The 17,313-nt window shown below is 50.1% G+C and carries 16 protein-coding genes; 12 read left to right on the top strand and 4 right to left on the bottom strand.

Annotation, left to right across the window (positions count from 1 at the left end):
- Window positions 1-80: 80 nt before the first annotated feature.
- The 10 genes from IPF95_05725 (at window position 81) to ispG (ending at window position 11,956) form a co-directional block, all read left to right on the top strand.
- The gene (locus tag IPF95_05725) at window positions 81-2,777 is read left to right on the top strand and encodes a hypothetical protein (GenBank protein MBK6474194.1); all 2,697 of its coding nucleotides are present in this window, start codon (window positions 81-83) and stop codon (window positions 2,775-2,777) included.
- Window positions 2,778-2,992: 215 nt separating this feature from the next.
- A complete protein-coding gene (locus IPF95_05720) occupies window positions 2,993-4,543 on the top strand; it encodes a HAMP domain-containing histidine kinase (protein MBK6474193.1) in 1,551 nt (516 codons plus the stop codon).
- Complete coding sequence (gene hemW / locus IPF95_05715; protein ID MBK6474192.1) at window positions 4,540-5,664, top strand: radical SAM family heme chaperone HemW; 1,125 nt, start codon at window positions 4,540-4,542, stop codon at window positions 5,662-5,664. The genes IPF95_05720 and hemW overlap by 4 nt, the downstream gene beginning before the upstream one ends.
- On the top strand, window positions 5,654-6,415 hold the full coding sequence (locus IPF95_05710; GenBank protein ID MBK6474191.1) for a cyclase family protein: 762 nt from the start codon (window positions 5,654-5,656) through the stop codon (window positions 6,413-6,415). The genes hemW and IPF95_05710 overlap by 11 nt, the downstream gene beginning before the upstream one ends.
- Window positions 6,412-6,762 (top strand): MmcQ/YjbR family DNA-binding protein, encoded by a 351-nt coding sequence (locus IPF95_05705; GenBank protein ID MBK6474190.1) that lies wholly within the window; start codon window positions 6,412-6,414, stop codon window positions 6,760-6,762. The genes IPF95_05710 and IPF95_05705 overlap by 4 nt, the downstream gene beginning before the upstream one ends.
- A gap of 54 nt (window positions 6,763-6,816) precedes the next feature.
- The gene (locus tag IPF95_05700; GenBank protein MBK6474189.1) at window positions 6,817-7,422 is read left to right on the top strand and encodes a DUF502 domain-containing protein; all 606 of its coding nucleotides are present in this window, start codon (window positions 6,817-6,819) and stop codon (window positions 7,420-7,422) included.
- Window positions 7,423-7,434: 12 nt separating this feature from the next.
- Window positions 7,435-8,304 carry a hypothetical protein gene (locus IPF95_05695; protein ID MBK6474188.1) on the top strand — a complete coding sequence of 290 codons (870 nt, stop codon included), beginning with the start codon at window positions 7,435-7,437 and terminating at the stop codon, window positions 8,302-8,304.
- Between the two features lie 82 nt (window positions 8,305-8,386).
- A complete protein-coding gene (locus tag IPF95_05690) occupies window positions 8,387-9,298 on the top strand; it encodes a DMT family transporter (protein MBK6474187.1) in 912 nt (303 codons plus the stop codon).
- A gap of 54 nt (window positions 9,299-9,352) precedes the next feature.
- A complete protein-coding gene (locus IPF95_05685) occupies window positions 9,353-9,976 on the top strand; it encodes a DUF4230 domain-containing protein (GenBank protein MBK6474186.1) in 624 nt (207 codons plus the stop codon).
- A gap of 30 nt (window positions 9,977-10,006) precedes the next feature.
- Entirely contained in the window at window positions 10,007-11,956 is a 1,950-nt protein-coding gene (ispG, locus tag IPF95_05680; GenBank protein MBK6474185.1) for a (E)-4-hydroxy-3-methylbut-2-enyl-diphosphate synthase, read from the top strand.
- 471 nt (window positions 11,957-12,427) lie between these two features.
- On the opposite strand, the gene IPF95_05675 is transcribed toward ispG, so the two are convergent.
- Entirely contained in the window at window positions 12,428-12,715 is a 288-nt protein-coding gene (locus IPF95_05675) for a transcriptional regulator (protein MBK6474184.1), read from the bottom strand.
- A complete protein-coding gene (locus IPF95_05670) occupies window positions 12,705-13,277 on the bottom strand; it encodes a hypothetical protein (GenBank protein MBK6474183.1) in 573 nt (190 codons plus the stop codon). The genes IPF95_05675 and IPF95_05670 overlap by 11 nt, the downstream gene beginning before the upstream one ends.
- A 70-nt stretch (window positions 13,278-13,347) precedes the next feature.
- Between IPF95_05670 and IPF95_05665 the strand changes: the two genes are divergently transcribed.
- Window positions 13,348-13,986, top strand: coding sequence for an NAD(P)H-binding protein (locus tag IPF95_05665; GenBank protein ID MBK6474182.1), 639 nt, complete (start codon window positions 13,348-13,350; stop codon window positions 13,984-13,986).
- 189 nt (window positions 13,987-14,175) lie between these two features.
- Window positions 14,176-14,907 carry a T9SS type A sorting domain-containing protein gene (locus IPF95_05660; protein ID MBK6474181.1) on the top strand — a complete coding sequence of 244 codons (732 nt, stop codon included), beginning with the start codon at window positions 14,176-14,178 and terminating at the stop codon, window positions 14,905-14,907.
- A 100-nt stretch (window positions 14,908-15,007) separates the two neighbouring features.
- Here IPF95_05660 and IPF95_05655 read toward each other — a convergent pair whose 3' ends face one another.
- Both IPF95_05655 and IPF95_05650 read right to left on the bottom strand, forming a co-directional pair.
- Window positions 15,008-16,288: a peptidoglycan DD-metalloendopeptidase family protein gene (locus IPF95_05655; protein ID MBK6474180.1), complete on the bottom strand. Its 1,281-nt coding sequence runs from the start codon at window positions 16,286-16,288 to the stop codon at window positions 15,008-15,010.
- A 153-nt stretch (window positions 16,289-16,441) separates the two neighbouring features.
- The gene (locus IPF95_05650) at window positions 16,442-17,272 is read right to left on the bottom strand and encodes a DUF3108 domain-containing protein (GenBank protein ID MBK6474179.1); all 831 of its coding nucleotides are present in this window, start codon (window positions 17,270-17,272) and stop codon (window positions 16,442-16,444) included.
- Between the last annotated feature and the right edge of the window lie 41 nt (window positions 17,273-17,313).

The following is a 17,313-nucleotide window of genomic DNA, read 5'->3' as shown; positions in this document are numbered from 1 at the left end:
AACCAACATCCGCCTGTGAACGAACTGCCCCATTTCCAGCGTTATAGCATGAAATGCTTCGATACTTTCGCATCTTGCCGATGCTGCGCCTATTCCGTAATGCCTTGCTGGTACTGGCCACTCTGGTGGTTCTGGGTGCGGGAGCGTTGGCTGTTCTGGCCCATGTTTACGAGGATGAAGTGAAGGCAACCTTGGTCAGTGCCATTAACGAACAACTGAGTACGCCGGTAAGTGTTAGCGACATGGACCTTACGCTGGTAGCGCGTTTCCCGCAGGCCAGCATGCGGTTGCACAACGTACTGGCCAAAGAAGTGCGCACCGATGACGTTGTACCGGACACACTACTATTTGCTCGAGAGCTCTTCTTGGAATTCAGCCTTTGGGATCTGTTCCAAGGCAACTATACCGTTGAACAAGTACACGGCGAAGAGGTCCGTTTGTACGCCGGTCTGGATGGAAATGGTAACGAGAATTACATCATCTGGAAAACCGATTCTACAACAACGTCTTCAACCGCGATCGCTCTCAATAAGGTGAGTGTTGATGACCTCATTGTCCGGTTCAGGGATGCGCGGACCGATCTGAAGATTTTGGCCCATCATGATAAAATGGTCGTTCGAGGACAATTCAGTGATGCTATCAGTGAGCTGAACCTGAGCGGTGACATCTCGCTCGCGCATTGGAGACAAGGCGAACACACACTGCTCGAAAACCGTTCGGGGCATGTGAGCCTGGCAATGGAATTCGGAGGTGCGGATGGGGTCTTTCGGATCACAAAGGGCCAAGTGAATACCGGCAATATGCCAATCGACCTAACACTTGCTGTAACCCCAACAACTGAAGGAAAATTTCTGGATCTCCGCGCCAATGGCCTTGGATTGGACCTCGCTGATGTGATCGCTGCGCTTCCAGAGGGTCTAACTACGCCGATCAAGGAATACGGCATGAAAGGCGAAGTGGATCTCGCTATACACTATGCAGGACCGTTGGACAAGGATGGGCCGGAACTATCCGTTGGTGCTAAGATCACCAATGGTCAAATGAAGGAAAGCCATTCAGGAACCAAGTTCACCAACATCAATGGCGAAATGGCCCTGGACCTCACGGCAAGTGGCGTAGCGAAGAACCTTGCGGTCAAAAGCTTCTCGGCCCGCAGCGGTAGCGGCAGTATTAGTGGAAATTGGAAAAGCAACGGGCTTTCCAACGCAGAGGTCAAAGCAGACCTCAAAGGCGACATTGCGCTAGCTGACCTGTTGCGATTCGCGCAGATCGACACCTTGGAAAAAGTAAGCGGAAGACTGAAAGCCGATGCACGGATCGCGGGCAAACTGCGCGACATGGGAAACATTCGGGCAAGTGATCTTGCGGCACTGAGGATCACTGGCACGTTGACCTTGCGTGATGCGGATCTGAAAATGAAAGGCGTTCGACACAGAATATCACATCTCGATGCGGACCTGGCCTTGCACGGAAATGACGCCACTGTACAAGGTCTACGTGCAGAGTTCCATGAAAACCCGGTCGTTCTAAGTGGCACATTGCGCAATTTGGTGCCATACATTCTGTTCAAGGACCAACGCCTAGTAATTGAGGCCAAGGGATCCTCGCCACATATCGATCTTGCGGCGTTGTTGCGCAGTGATGATGCACAAACCGCAAATGCAAAAGACTACACGTTGGTCCTTCCTGCAAGCATCGAACTGGATCTACAAGCGCATGTAGCGGAACTGGTATTCGAGGAATTTACTGCCACGGATATCGACGGTCGCTTACGCATGAAAGACCGCGTTTTCACCGCATCACCTGTATCCTTCAACACAGCTTCAGGTAAAGTAACCGGAACGCTTTCATTGGATGCCAGCACCGGCAGACCGAACCTGGCCCAATCAGCGATCATGCCGTATCCATTGGCCATTAACGCTGTGGTCACGAACATCAATGTTACCGATCTGTTCAAAGAATTCCAGGACTTCGGCCAGGACTTCATCGGTCATCAACACCTTAGTGGAACCGTCAATGCTGAGGTTGCATTCAACGCGCCGTTAAGCGCAAGTATGAAGTTGGACCCCGATCACGTGGCATGTGTCATGGACATCAATATGACGAATGGCACCATCAAAGGCCATCGACCATTGCTCCAAGTAGCGGACTACTTGCAACAGAATAAGCTTGTGGCTCCATTCGTTGATACGAAAGCATTGCGAAAGAATTTGGGCGACGTTCACTTCGCAACGTTGGAGAACCAGATCGCCATTCGGAATGGAGCCGTGCATATTCCGAATATGCTCGTGAGCAGCAATCTGATGGACATTGAATTGAGCGGCACGCATTACTTCGATGATCGCATTGACCACCATCTCAATTTCCGATTGAGTGATCTGTTACGCACTGGAGAGCTAGCAGATGAATTCGGCCCGATCACAGATGATGGCACAGGCATGCGGATCTTCTTACACATGTCCGGCACTGCGGACAACCCAGAGTTCTCAAGCGATGGAGCAATGGCCGCGGACCGAAGGAAGAAGCAGTTCCAGAATGAAAAACAGGAATTGCGTTCCATCCTTCGCGAAGAATTCGGTCTAGCTAAAAAGTCGACCAGCAACTCTGGTACAACAGCCAACACAGGTGCACAAACAACACAATTCACAGTAGTGCCGGCCGGTACGGATACATTACAGATGGCGGGCGCACGAGGCCCTAAAGAGCGTACAGGATTAAGTCGGTTCCTCAACACCAAGGAAGACGAACCAAAAGCGGTCTTCGAGGTGGAGAATTGAAGTGGGACCCGCATTCGCTTTTACCAAGAAGGCGCCACATCACCACGTTTTCAATTTCAACTCCGGTCAGATCATTCTTTCCTACGCTCGTAACTGCGGGCTACGACCAGGAGTGCGTTCTATCTCTTTGACCATGCAGGCGTTACATCTTCTGATCGTCTGATTTTCTAATTGTCTGATCATCTGCTCCTCTTTCCCGAACTTCACGCCGCGTTATGGATCTCTACTCCCGAAAACAACGATGGAAACTCGTGCTCGCCGCTGTGGCGTTGTTGCTCGTAGGTGCGTCGTTGTGGTATAGTAGCAGCATTGTAGAGCGGGTGCGATCGGAAGAACGGCGGAAAGTGAAACTTTGGGCAGAAGCGGTGCAGAACCGGGCCCAATTGGTCAACTACACAGAGAAATTGTTCGATCGGTTGCGCGAAGAAGAACGCAAGAAAGTAGAACTCTGGGCAGAAGCGATGCTTCGGTTGGTGAACACCAAGGAAACGGATTTCTCTTTTTACTTGAAGGTGGTGAGCGACAATACCACAGTACCCGTGATCATTACGGATGCAAAAGGCGAAGTGAAATTCCATCGAAATCTGGATGAAGGGATAAGTGACGACCCGAACAAGCTCCAAGCAGAAGTAGCCGAAATGGCCAAGCTCCATGAACCGGTTGAGATCGCGATCCACGGCGATCAAAAACAATTTCTTTACTACACGGACTCGAAAGTGTTCACCGAGCTACAGGAGGTCATGGACGGGATCATCAGTTCCTTCATTTCCGAAACGGTCATGTCCACTGCCGCCGTGCCAGTGATCTATACGGACAGTACGCGTACCAAGGTGATCGAAAGCGGCAACATCGAACCTGAAGTAATGGCGGACAGCGCTGCCTTGAGATCACGGATCAGATCCATGGCGCAAGCGAACACACCGATCGTGATCGACCTACCGGGAAAAGGGCGCAACTACATTTTCTATGAAGAATCCTTGGTGATCACCCAGCTACGCTATTTCCCGTTCGTACAGTTGGCCATATTGGGGCTGTTCCTTCTGGTTGCTTATGCCCTTTTCAGTTTGTTCCGCAATGCCGAACAGAACCAGGTCTGGGTCGGTATGGCCAAAGAAACCGCGCATCAATTGGGCACGCCACTGAGCTCTTTGATGGCATGGATGGAATTACTGAAAGCACAGAATGTTGATCCCGATGCGCTCGCCGAAATGCGCAAGGATGTGGACCGGTTGGAGGTGATCACGGAGCGCTTCAGCAAGATCGGAAGTGCGCCTGCATTGGAACTCGAAAAGCTCTACTATACGCTACGTGCAACCGTATTGTATCTACGTCCTCGCCTACCCTCACACGCAAAGATCGATGTGGTACAACCTGCCGATCCGGAACAATTGATTCCGTTGAACAGGGCGCTCTTCAGCTGGGTGATCGAGAATTTGATCCGCAACGCCATCGATGCCATGGAAGGTGAAGGGTCCATTACGTTGGAGATGATCCCCGAAGGCAACGAAATACATGTTGATGTTACCGACACTGGAAAAGGCATACCGATATCTCAACAACGCACTGTATTCCAACCAGGATTTACGACCAAAAAACGCGGCTGGGGACTAGGTCTTTCCCTCAGCAAGCGTATCGTCGAACAATACCATGGTGGCCGTATCGTAGTGAAGAAAAGCACACCCGGCGTTGGCACAACATTCCGGATAACGCTTGCCGCAGAGACCTTGGGCAACAAGATCGTGACCGAACCCATTACCAACGTATGAGCGGCATCTACGTTCATGTGCCATTCTGCAAACAAGCCTGCACCTATTGCGATTTTCATTTTTCAACTTCCGTAAAAAGCAGAACGGAATTGCTGAATGCAATGATCCTGGAGTTGGAATTGCGTAAAAATGAAGTGAGCGGCACTGTTAGCACGATCTATTTCGGAGGTGGAACGCCCAGCCTTCTGGAACCGGATCGGATCGCCTCTTTCATTGAAAAATGCAAGACCCTTTTCAGCGTTACGATCGATGCTGAGGTCACATTGGAAGCGAATCCGGATGACATAACCAAGGAACGGTTGGTGCAATGGCTTGCCGCAGGGGTCACGCGCATGAGCATGGGCACGCAAAGCTTTCGGGAAGATCGATTGAAATTCATGGGACGTGCCCATACGGCCTCGGAAGCAATGAAGGGCATTGAACTGATTTCCAAAGCCGGCTTCGCATCATGGACCATTGACCTGATCTACGGATTACCTCAAATGGATCTGAACGAATGGGATGAGGAACTTACCATCGCATTGGATCATGGCATGCCGCATCTCTCTGCCTATTGCTTAACCGTTGAGCCGCGCACTGTTTTGGCGCATCAAGTACAAAAAGGCACAGTACAAATGCCGGGTGATGACGTGCAAAGTGCGCAGTTCGACCGTTTGATGGAGCGCATGGATTTAGCTGGTTTGGACCATTACGAGATCAGCAATTTCGGAAAACCCGGACATTGGTCGCGGCACAATACAAGTTATTGGGAAGGTGTTCCGTATGTAGGCGTAGGGCCGTCAGCACATTCGTTCAACGGAACCGAGCGGCGATGGAATGTGGCGAACAACGCGCGTTATGTGAAAGCGATCAGTGAAGGTCAAAGATTCTGGGAAAGTGAGAAGCTCACCCCTGCACAACGGACCAATGAGCTACTAATGACGGGGTTGCGCACAAGTTCAGGGGTCGATCGTTCGAAATTGGAAATAGATCCGTTCACGATCAATTCATCGGCAATAAACAACTATGTATCGAAGAGGCATTTATTTGTTACAGCCGAGCGATTAGTTTTGAGCAGAGCGGGACGTCATTTTGCGGACCGAATTGCATCTGATCTATTCGTACCAGAAGATGATCGCTGAGATCTCACACCACGGCCGTACGTTCAAGGTTGACCTTTCAAAACCGCTCGACCTGTCCATTCCAATTCGTTCCGGAACCGGACATTTACGCGCATGGGGAGTTGATCCCGTTCGCATGGAACCCGTTCAGAATAGGGATACGATCTATGCCGTTCAGCAAGGTGCTCCAGTGAATTTCCGGAATGTGTTCTTCAATCCGCATGGACATGGCACGCACACTGAATGTGTCGGTCACATTTCACCCATCGTTCATTCGGTAGGCAGTATTTTCAAGCGTTATTTCTTTACCGCTCAATTGCTCAGTATCCGACCGCAGGATCGCCGGACCGAAGGGCAAACCGTGGATAACGTGATCACCTTGGAGCAATTACGCAGTGCCTTATCAGAACGGCCTCCGGAGGCTTTGGTTCTAAGAACTTTGCCTTACGTTGATCACCGGGAACATGACTGGACCGGGACCAATCCGCCCTATATCCAAGCCTCTGCGTGTTCATGGTTACGAAGTATTGGCGTAAAACATCTATTGCTTGATCTTCCCAGTGTTGACCGCGAAGAGGATGGCGGAAAGCTGGAGGCGCACCACGCATTCTGGGGACATCCGCACACACGGGATCAGGAAAGCACCATTACCGAATTGATCAACGTACCAACTGATATCCGGGATGGGAATTACCTCCTGGAAATACAACTGGCCAACTTCGTGAACGACGCTGCACCCAGCCGTCCGGTGCTTTACGCGATCATCCCATGACCTTACAGGAATTCCGAGATCATTGTCTTAAAAAAGAGTGGTTCAGTGAAGACCTTCCATTCGATAAGGTCACCTTGGCGTTCCGTGTTGGAGGAAAGATCTTTGCGTTAATGGATACCGACATTTTCGCGAGCGTGAACTTGAAATGTGATCCAGAACGTGCGATCGAACTACGCGAGCGTTTTCCCGGAATTACGGGAGGATACCACATGAACAAGCAACATTGGAACACCATTGTTACTGACGGATCCGTCCCCGGCAAACTACTGCTGGAGTTAGCAGACCATAGCTATGACCTTGTTCGCGCGTCGCTCACAAAGAAGCAACGTGAGGCAATGGGAGCGTGATCGACAAGCTGAACATCGTTCTTATAGATTTGTCCCACCCGAAAGGGACCTCGTATGAACACTCGTAGACCATTCCAATACGTTCTTAGCCTATTTTTCAGAGGCTTGCTTTTGCTTGTTCCGGCCACGATCATGATCTGGGCGATGTGGACCGCATTGAAATTCCTGGATGGCATCATCCAAACGGACATACCCGGGCTAGGGCTGATCATCCTGATCACGATCATTACGCTTGCTGGTCTGTTAGGCACCACCTTCCTCTTTCAGCCATTAGCTGCGATCGGCGAAGAATTGTTACAGCGGATCCCATTCCTGAAGACATTGTACGATGCATTAAAGGATCTTGTTGAAGCTCTAGTGGGAAGCAAGCGGAAATTCGATCGACCTGTCCTTGTGCGCATTGGTGACGGTTACGATGCAGAAAGGATCGGATTCGTAACCCAGCATGACCTCAGTCACCTAGGCCTCGGAACAGATAAGGTAGCCGTTTACTTACCCCACGCCTTCAACTGGAGCGGTAATTTGTTCATTGTCCCGGTCAGTCACATCACACCGCTGAATGCCAAAGCAAAAGATGTAATGAAATTCGTTGTTAGCGGCGGCGTATCGCAGGTGGATGATGAAACAGAACCTACCGGATCCGGCATGCCGGTTGCATAAAAAGCTCTCAAAATGAACGCGCGGATCTTACTCTTAACGCTTTTACTAACGCACTGGGGTGCATCGTTCGCACAAACCACAGTTACCCCAGGCTCTTATGCTTTTAGCACCGGAGTACACCCCACGTTCAACTTCATTTTCGAAGGCACCAACTCAAAATATATTGAGAGCTATTGGAAAGATGAATTGAAGAAGATCAGCATTGGCGTATCGAACAAAAAGGAGGTTACGGGTGAGGGCAGTTTGATCCCCTCGATATCGCGGGACACTTTGCGGATCCTGATGAAAGGAGAACAGCGCAAAGGCAGTCCGTTGCTTACGGCACATGTGTCAATTCAAAGCACCAATGGGTATATAGGACCCGATAGCGATTCTGAAGTGTACGCAGCGGCTGTGGCATTCGTACAACGACATTCCACAGCGATCCGCCGCCAATTGGCACAACAAGAGCTTAGCGCTTCGGAAAAAGACCTTGATCGGTTGCAGAACGACCTGGAGCTATTGGAACGGGAAAAGGAACGAGCGGCAGCAAGTATTATCAAGAGCAATGAGCGCGCAGTTGAAGCTGCTCAGGAACAGATCACGACACGAGCCGAAATGGATGATCTGGGCCCGAAAGTCATCGCAATGCGCGAAGAAGCGAACCGCACCATGAACGAGGATCTTGCGAAGGAATTAAAAGGGTTGGAAAAGGAAGAGGCAAAAGCGCTCGCAAAGAACCGTCGTGCAATAGACAAGGAGCAGGACATGAAGAAAAAAGCCGAAGATCTGGCATTGGAGATCAAGAAGAACGAGGAGGACCAAGAGCGTAAAAAGGTAGCGGTCGAACAACAGAAAACGTTGGTCAAAGCACTTAAGGAAAAATTGGATTCGATCCCTTGAAACCATCTACCAGTTGGCAGTGGGCAATTAGCAGTTGGCAATTGCACACTGCTAACTGCCCACTGGAAACTGCCAACTGAAAATGCACGCTCGCCGCAACGCATTATTGCTCCTTCACCTGATCGTATTCATCTGGGGCTTCACGGGGATCCTGGGCAAATTGATCGACCAATCACCTTTGCACCTTGTGTATACGCGCACGGTGATCGGTCTGGTGGGAATGGCGTTGGCAGCTTGGTGGTTGGGCCGTACCATATCCCCACTTACTCCGCATTTGCGGAATTACTTGCTTACCGGCTTGATCATCGCTGGTCATTGGATCACGTTCTTCGCCGCCATCAAACTCAGCACTGCGAGCATAGCTGCGGCTTGCCTCAGTACCAGCACCGTATTCACTGCTTTGTTGGAACCGTTCTGGTTCAAACGCAAGATCCGTATGTACGAAGTAGTGCTTGGGGTCATCGTTGTTGCAGCGTTGATCATGATCTTCGGTATTGAATCGAAGCATCGCATTGGTATTGCTGTAGCCACATTGAGCGCATTCCTAAGTGCGTGGTTCAACGTAGTAAATGCGGTGCTTGTGAGTCGGGATAATGCGATCAGGATCGGTTTCTACGAAATGCTCGCCGTCGTTCTTTCGATCGGGATCTACTTGCTCATCACCAATGACCTGCCTTTGCCATTGTGGGAGTTACCGACCGATACGATCATCTATCAATTGATCCTTGGTCTCGTCTGCACATCGTTCGCATTCGTTATTGGAATAGCCGTCATGAGGCAGTTGTCTCCTTTCACCGTTGTACTAACTGTGAACTTGGAACCCATCTACACGATCATCATCGCATTGATGATCTGGGGCGCGGAAGAGCAGATGAAGCTGGGATCATACTTTGGTATTGCATTGATCTTGGGATGCTTGATGGTGAATGGCTGGTTACAGCGCAAGAAAGCTCGCGGTGAAGTGGTGACACCAGCACCCTTGACCCAAGGGTGACCAAGCAGATCAAGCACAACGCGGAAGGAACCGGAAAACCCCGAACTTTGCGCCATGCGAAAAGTGTTCGGCATCGTGTTACTGGCTGCGTTCGGCCTATTGGTGTTCTTCATTACCAGAGAAGCCTATCAGCCGGAGGCTTCCAGCACTGAAGTAAGTTCCACGATCTTGCTCGAGCGCGTGCGGCCAGTGCTGAAATTGGTTACCGTTGAGGGTGATTTCAGCGAACTCTATACCTTTAAGCAAGCCGACGCGAGATTCGAATTTTTCAAGCAATTCGCAGCGTTCCAGAAACAGGCGATCGTGAGAGTTCAAGGAAGGGCCAGCATTGGGTATGACCTGGAAGGAATGGAACTCGCTTTCGATACAGCCACGCATACCGTGCGCCTAACGGGCATGGATACCCCAAAGTTGCTTTCATTGGAACACGATATGGACTATTACGACCTGGAAGCAGGCGCCTTCAATGCCTTTACTGCTGCAGATATGACCAAGATCAATTCCGAGTCAAAACAACTGATCTCTGACAAGATCGAGAATAGTGGTCTTTATGAGGCTGCCGCAAAACAGCGGGACCAGATGCTTACGGTAATGCGCGCAGTGATCGAGAACTCCGGGTGGAATTTCGAGGATAATGTTTCGCCCCGTGATGGTCGTTCGCGGCTGAATGTAGAATAGCAGCACTTTACCTCAGACCACAGCAAACACATGCCCGATACGATCGTGATCCCTGCATATAAATACTGCCCATCGCTCTTCCAATACGAGCGTTGGAATACCCGATCCGTACAAGTTGGTGACATCGGTATCGGTGGAGAGAATCCCATCCGCGTGCAGAGCATGACCACCACGGACACGATGGATACCGTGGCGACCGTTGCACAAAGTATCCGGATGATCGAAGCTGGATGCGAGCTCGTTCGCATTACTGCACCGAGTAAAAAAGAGGCGGAGAATTTGGCCGTGATAAAAAAGAAACTGCGTGAGCAAGGATACACTGCGCCACTTGTTGCCGACATCCACTTCACACCGAATGCAGCCGAGATCGCAGCGCGCATCGTAGAAAAAGTGCGTGTCAACCCAGGAAATTACGCCGACAAAAAGAAGTTCGATGTACGTGAATACAGCGACGCACAATACGAAGCCGAACTGGAACGTATCCGGGAGCGCTTTACGCCATTAGTGCGCATCTGCAAAGAAGAAGGTACCGCAATGCGCATCGGTACGAACCACGGAAGTTTAAGCGATCGCATTCTGAATCGTTATGGCGATACGCCACAAGGCATGGTGGAAAGTGCCTTTGAGTTCCTGCGCATTTGTAGGGATGAAAACTACCACGAGATCGTGTTGAGCATGAAATCCAGCAACGTGCAAGTGATGGTGCAAGCGTATCGCTTATTGGTGCATCGCATGATGGAAGAGGGTTGGAACTACCCTTTACATTTAGGCGTGACCGAAGCTGGAGACGGCGAAGATGGTCGCGTAAAAAGTGCGGCTGGCATCGGGGCTTTATTGGAGGACGGACTAGGCGATACCGTTCGTGTTAGTCTTACTGAAGATCCCGAAGCAGAGATCCCGGTTGCACAAGCATTGGTCAAGCGATACACTGCTCGTCCGGGCCATAGCGCGATCCCTGCTATCGGGAAAAGTCCGGTCGATCCATTTACGCATGAACGTCGACTCACGCATGAAGTGCTCAATATGGGTGCTCGCCATGTGCCTATTGTTATGGCGGATCTTAGTATGAAGCAGTCGATCTCGCAAGCAACTTTCTTTGCATGGGGCTATCGGTATAGCGTACCCCTGGATAAGTGGAACATTACGGACCAAGCATGTGACTATGCCTACATCGGCCAGAACACCATTGAATTCGAATTGCCCGGGACATTGGGCATACTACAGGATCACGCAACATGGTTGACGAATAGGACCAAGGTCCAACATTATCCATTCATTCAAAAGAGGGAGTACGTTGATGGCGTGGAACTTCATCCACGATTCAACATGGTACATGCGACCTTACAAGATCTTGATGAAGCGTTCATTTCAAAACTGGAGGCCGACGAGACAGCAGTGCTGCTGATCGTAACGAAGAACACGCATGGCATGGCGGAACAACGGCGCTTGTTCTTCGAACTGATGGAACACGGCTGTGAAGTACCGGTCATCGTTGCTCGTTCCTATGGCAGCATCACGAAAGACGACCTGGTTTTGCAAAGCAGTACGGATATGGGTCCGCTTTTTATTGATGGATACGGCGATGGAATATTCATTACCGACACCGACGGTGGCCGTGAGGATCTTGTTTGCCGAACTGCATTCGGCATCCTTCAAGCTACACGAACGCGCACCAGTAAAACGGAATATATCAGTTGCCCAAGTTGTGGGCGCACCTTGTTCGATCTACAAGAAACGACTGCAAAGATCCGTGCACGGACCAGTCACCTGAAAGGTGTTAAGATCGGTATCATGGGTTGCATCGTAAACGGTCCAGGCGAAATGGCCGATGCCGATTATGGCTACGTTGGAACTGGTCCGGGCGTGATCACATTGTACAAAGAGAAGAACGTTGTAAAGCGCAACGTACCGAGTGCGAACGCTGTGGATGAGCTTATTGAGCTGATCAAGAAAGGAGGAGATTGGGTGGAAATGGAGTGAGGCTCACACCCAATTGCAAGGTGATGGTTTCATCACCTTGCAATTGAATGAGTTCCACGTATTGACGATCAGTAAACTGACCTCGGATGCAGAGAACGGCTGATATAATTCCGTGAAAAAGTAACCGTGGAAAACCGTTCTAAAGGGAATTGATCGTCCTCATGAACGGCTCCAGCATACTGGTCGCTCAACGTGTTACTGCAACCTTGGCTTCGGAAGAGATCTGATCCGTAGGTGGTTCGTAGGTCACAACAACGATCGCGAGAAGTGCAGCAATTGCAGCAGCTTGTATCAAGGTGAGGTACTTCGGTTCCATGGTGGTCTATTCTAATTGGTTCATCCCTTGCTACGGGAGCATTCCACCGAATGTGACACGGCATCGACACAAAGACCTAGGACCATGTCGAACCAAGGAAGTACATCGACGGACCTCCTTGGCGAACAACGGTCAAGAACACCGAAAGAGGTCGGTCATGGGGCCAAATAACCTTTGATCGACTCCACATACGTTCCGAATGCCGTGGCGCCTTTTGGTGAGATGGAACACGTTGTTAACGGATAGTTATCCCGGAATCCCTTCTTTACAAGTACATACCCAGCTTCCTTCAGCTTGCTGATCTGCACACTAAGATTGCCGCGCGTTGCACCTGTCTGCTCCAGGAGCCATGTGAATTCTGCATGTTCAACGCTCACCAAAAGGCTCATAACAGCCAATCGGAGCTGGTTGTGCAATACGGGGTCCAATGGTTCAAACGCCATTTTCGTGACGCCGAAGGAGGAGACCTGGGATCAAATAGCCAAATATGATGGCCGCTGCAAATACCAAGGAAGAGTATTCGTGCAGAAAGAAGAACGATAAGATCCCGAATGCCCAAAAGACCACTCCACCGAACATTAGGGGCCGAAAGCGGATCAGAGCGCCAGTAGCGAATGTGGGCAATCCGGTAAGAAGCAGTATGTACGGATTCGGGTTCATCTGATGAGAAACCGTACCAATGATGATCAGGATTAACGTAATTACGAACGAACCCCACAGCACGGATTGAACGCGGTCCATTAACGTACTTACGCCACGCTGCTTGCCTTCGCGGTATCCGTAGACCGCTGAAACCACACCACCTATCACGCCGGCAATTCCCCATGCTGCACCTTTGGTCTGAATGCCGTTGGATCGTAAATAATGATCAGCGATTCCTGCCAAGGCAAGCAAGATCCCCCATAACAGGAAGAAGAAATTCGATCGTTGAAATGAACGTTTCGCTTGAGCGACCATTTGATTGATCACATCCAAGCTTTGGGCGGGGGTCAGTTGGTTTTCCATTTTGATGTAAGTATAGTGCAAATGTAAACTAGTTTATATAATAAACCAAATATCAGGATAAATTTGTGAAATGTCATTCACACTACTGATAGCAGGCGCCACAGGATTGATCGGCAAAAAGACGCTGGAACTTGCGCTCGCTGACCCGTCCATCAACAAGGTCATTGCACCGGTCCGCAAGAAACTTCCGGATCATCCAAAGCTCGAACAATGGGTTGATAGCGACTTTGCAAAGGCATTGCGCCCCGGAAAAGCCGATGCCGTGATATGCTGCTTAGGAACCACGATCAAAAAAGCGGGTAGCAAAGAAGCCTTCCGGCATGTGGATCATGACCTGGTGATCACGCTTGGAAAGTGGGCGAAGGAAAATGGCGTTGGAACCTTCTGTGTTGTGAGTTCCATGGGGGCAGATGCAGGATCCTCTATCTTCTACAACAAGGTGAAAGGGGAAATGGAGCGCGATCTTTTTGCGCTTCAGCTTCCTACCCTGCACATCTTCCATCCTTCCATATTGAAAGGTCCACGAGAAGCAGTACGTATTGGTGAACGGATCGGAATTGCGGCAATGAGCGCATTCTCCTTTATTACACCGGATAACTATAAGCCAATGCCTTACGATACGTTAGCAAAAGCGTTGATCAGTGCCTCTAAGATCAAAACCAGTGGCACCTATACGTATCGGAAGATCTTTGAACTCGCAGGGAGATAGACCGATTTGCTTTCCAAATGAATCTGAAAGTGCCATACTTCTGCCTATATTCGTGATATGTTCCGCGCAATTATGATTTGGCTGATGTTCGTTGCCGCATCTGCGCGTGGACAAAGCGAGTCCGTATTACCGGAAATATCAGGTTTTTGGTACATGCAGACAACCTCTTGGTTTCCTGTCGGAACGAATATGAACTTTGAATATACGGAACACGTATTGCAATATTCGTCAGAGCCGGAGCAGCTAGCTTATGGCCTTTCATGGCGTGCATTAACGAACTTCGATTTCGAGCAGATCGGTTGGTTGGCGGTGGATCAGAGCAGCGTCTATTTCAGAAGTACTTCGCCATACCATGTTGGGTATGTCTCGTACTACGACACTACAATGCGCCAAGTATACGACTTCGACTTAGCCATCGGAGACACGGCATATTTGACCAACCCGCCCAGTTCGGAATTTCCTGCCATAGTGTGGGACATTGACACGGCCTTCATCGCCAGTGCGCCAAGGACACGCTTTATTTTGGACAATGGCGATATTATAGTCACAGGGATTGGGAGTTTGCAAGGACTGCTTCGTCCACTATTGTATCATCACGAAAATTACTTCGAACTGCTTGATTATTGCGGTGAATACTTGGATACGGATAGCATTCAATACACCGGATGTTGGCCGAATGCCGTTGGAGTAGCACAAACGTTGAACCCAAATATCAGCATCTTTCCGAATCCGAATGGTGGAGAGTTCTCCATTTTACATTCAGATCCTGGGACCAATTACACTGTCTTGGATATGCGAGGTGCAACAATTGTATCGGGTCTTATTGACGGAGAAAGCACATTAGTGCAGATGCCGATTATTGCTCCCGGTCTTTACGTTCTTGATGTGAACGGCCAACGCAACAAACTGATCATCGAGTAAGGTGTTCTCGGATGGCTCGGTCTAACCAGACCTATTGGGTCGAGCAGGCCAACAAACGTAACTTCAAGAAGACGCTCAAGCTTGAGCGAATTCCTTCGCGTTAGAACGTGATCACTTTGGTCTTACGCACCACCGCCAATTCGGCACCATCCAGCTCACTCGTGCGCTCTTCGCGCATGCGGTTGAAGGCTGGTCTTAGCTCTTCCGCCAAAGGCTCCGTATTCGGGAATTCCTCGCGGCGGTGATCCACTTGAACACCATTTTTCCAGAAACGGAAACAGACATGCGGTCCGGTGGCCAAGCCCGTGCTGCCGACCTCGCCGATCACATCGCCTTGCTGAACAGCGTCACCCGCTTTCACCAACGTCTTCCGCATGTGCAGGTATTGCGTGGAGTAGGTACCGTTATGGCGGATCTTCACATAGTTGCCATTCCCTCCCGTATACCCTGACTTTTCCACAACACCATCCCCTACCGCCAAGATGGGTGTACCGTATGCCGCAGCGTAATCCGTTCCAAGATGCGCTTTCATCACTTTCTGAACAGGATGCAATCGCCTGCTGGAGAAACCGGATGAAATGCGACTGAATTTGATGGGTGACTTCAGGAACGCCTTACGCATACTATTCCCTTCGCTATCGAAATACTGCTCCACCCCATCTGATTGCGCAAATTCAAATGCCTCTTTGATCACGCCACCACTGGCATACCGTGCCGCAAGTATCTCCGGTCTACCGTAAGGTTTTCCTTCAACGCTCTGCTCTCGGTACACCACGGAGAAAACGTCATCCTTCTGGATCCGATAGAAGTCAATGGTCCACGCGAACACATCGGACAATTGCATTGCGAGTGCTGGATCTGCTCCTGCTGCAACAAAATCATTGTAAAGCGCACCGGTCACTAAGCAAGCGACGCTATGTTCTTCGACTTTGATAGGTCGATGCCCTACACGTACATGCAAACTATCCTTCAGCCCGAACACTACATATTCAACGGGATCCGATTCATAAACAAAGTAATCAGGGCCATTCGTATTGTCCGCTTTGTAAACGAACGCATAAGGGTGCCCAGTGCGCATTCGTCGAACATCAAAATAAGGTTCTGCCAATTCAACCATATCCTGTACCGTGTTCATGGACACTCCTTGCTCAGCAAGTAGGTCACCGAACGTTGCACCTGACTTCACGGTACCTTGTTCAATGGAATAGCCCGACATTGGAATTCCGTAAGTACTAGGTGAAGATGGAATGGTATCCACAATGCCCACGGGATCACTATCCGGCTTGTATTCCACGTGGGGACTGACATCCACGGTCAAGAGTGTTCCTACTGCTCCTGCCGTCAGCACGGAGCCCAGCGCCCATTTGATCCAAACTTGCATGCAGTGCAAATAACGTGCGTTCAGAATAAACGGATCGCATCCTGTGGAAGATCATTTCCACTAACGAGTGTTGGTTGGTATTGGGATGATGCGACGAAAAAGGTACAGGGCACACACCCAATTTGCCTCCGGTAGTCTATCAACTGATCAAACTTATTCCTTCGCGATCGGGTGCGCCAGGCCTTCGTAACTGGCAAGTTCCATCTTAATGGAGCCCACGAGCACTTGCGCTTGCGCAAGCACTGGAATGTGGTTTCCGTCGTCCGTGATCCACACATTAAGGTCATCGTTACCCTCGAAAATACGGCCTTCTTGCACGACTGGTTGGAATTTCAGACACTTGTATTTTCCATTGCGCAACTTGATCGTCTCTTTACCCATGAACTGCATGCGCAGCGGCCAAAGCTCACCATCCATGAACGTCTCGATCGTGTACACATCACCCACTACAGCGGTGCTATAATTGATCGTACGTGCATAATAGAAGGCGCTAAGCATGTCCTGAACACTTCCCGGCACTTTGTACACCTTGTCCTCTTGGGTCTTAACTTCCCGCTGGTTCTGTGTATAGATGTAGTTCTGGGTAAATTCATACCCACCTTCACTCACCTTACGATCAAAGATCCACGGGAACACCCCTTGCGCATCAAAGTAGGACTGGTATGTATCATCCACTTTAAAGAATGCATTGAACGCACCCAAGCTTCTACCTGTACCGACCGCATGCCAAACCTCGCGGCCTTGAAGATCGCGGTCGCTTTTTTTGAGTTCAACGACTGCTTCACCCGCATCTATCCAGCCGTAGTGAACTACATAGGTTAGTTTTTCACCGGGTTTGAAGGCATCGTGTTGGATCGTGCGCAACGGATAATTGATCGCGCGACCGGGTGAAGGGGTTACAGGGCTTGGCGGAAAACCACCTTGTGCAAACGCCAAGCTGAGAACACCTGCCCCGAACAATGAAAAGACTGCTTTACTTGCCATGCCTTTTGATATGCAAAACCGGTGCCGAACCACGCCTTTGT

The organism is Flavobacteriales bacterium, assembly GCA_016704485.1.
GTDB lineage: Bacteria > Bacteroidota > Bacteroidia > Flavobacteriales_F > PHOS-HE28 > PHOS-HE28.
This window is presented reverse-complemented; position numbering and strand designations above follow the sequence as displayed.

What these genes read in the sequence shown, in the direction of transcription:
- IPF95_05700 (MBK6474189.1), top strand. Translation starts at nt 6,817, where the DNA reads ATGAACACTCGTAGACCATTCCAATACGTTCTTAGCCTATTTTTCAGA.
- IPF95_05675 (MBK6474184.1), bottom strand. Translation starts at nt 12,715, where the DNA reads ATGGCGTTTGAACCATTGGACCCCGTATTGCACAACCAGCTCCGATTG.
- IPF95_05695 (MBK6474188.1), top strand. Translation starts at nt 7,435, where the DNA reads ATGAACGCGCGGATCTTACTCTTAACGCTTTTACTAACGCACTGGGGT.
- IPF95_05720 (MBK6474193.1), top strand. Translation starts at nt 2,993, where the DNA reads ATGGATCTCTACTCCCGAAAACAACGATGGAAACTCGTGCTCGCCGCT.
- IPF95_05660 (MBK6474181.1), top strand. Translation starts at nt 14,176, where the DNA reads ATGAACTTTGAATATACGGAACACGTATTGCAATATTCGTCAGAGCCG.
- IPF95_05670 (MBK6474183.1), bottom strand. Translation starts at nt 13,277, where the DNA reads ATGGAAAACCAACTGACCCCCGCCCAAAGCTTGGATGTGATCAATCAA.
- ispG (MBK6474185.1), top strand. Translation starts at nt 10,007, where the DNA reads ATGCCCGATACGATCGTGATCCCTGCATATAAATACTGCCCATCGCTC.
- IPF95_05685 (MBK6474186.1), top strand. Translation starts at nt 9,353, where the DNA reads ATGCGAAAAGTGTTCGGCATCGTGTTACTGGCTGCGTTCGGCCTATTG.
- hemW (MBK6474192.1), top strand. Translation starts at nt 4,540, where the DNA reads ATGAGCGGCATCTACGTTCATGTGCCATTCTGCAAACAAGCCTGCACC.
- IPF95_05725 (MBK6474194.1), top strand. Translation starts at nt 81, where the DNA reads ATGCTGCGCCTATTCCGTAATGCCTTGCTGGTACTGGCCACTCTGGTG.
- IPF95_05650 (MBK6474179.1), bottom strand. Translation starts at nt 17,272, where the DNA reads ATGGCAAGTAAAGCAGTCTTTTCATTGTTCGGGGCAGGTGTTCTCAGC.
- IPF95_05665 (MBK6474182.1), top strand. Translation starts at nt 13,348, where the DNA reads ATGTCATTCACACTACTGATAGCAGGCGCCACAGGATTGATCGGCAAA.
- IPF95_05690 (MBK6474187.1), top strand. Translation starts at nt 8,387, where the DNA reads ATGCACGCTCGCCGCAACGCATTATTGCTCCTTCACCTGATCGTATTC.
- IPF95_05705 (MBK6474190.1), top strand. Translation starts at nt 6,412, where the DNA reads ATGACCTTACAGGAATTCCGAGATCATTGTCTTAAAAAAGAGTGGTTC.
- IPF95_05710 (MBK6474191.1), top strand. Translation starts at nt 5,654, where the DNA reads ATGATCGCTGAGATCTCACACCACGGCCGTACGTTCAAGGTTGACCTT.
- IPF95_05655 (MBK6474180.1), bottom strand. Translation starts at nt 16,288, where the DNA reads ATGCAAGTTTGGATCAAATGGGCGCTGGGCTCCGTGCTGACGGCAGGA.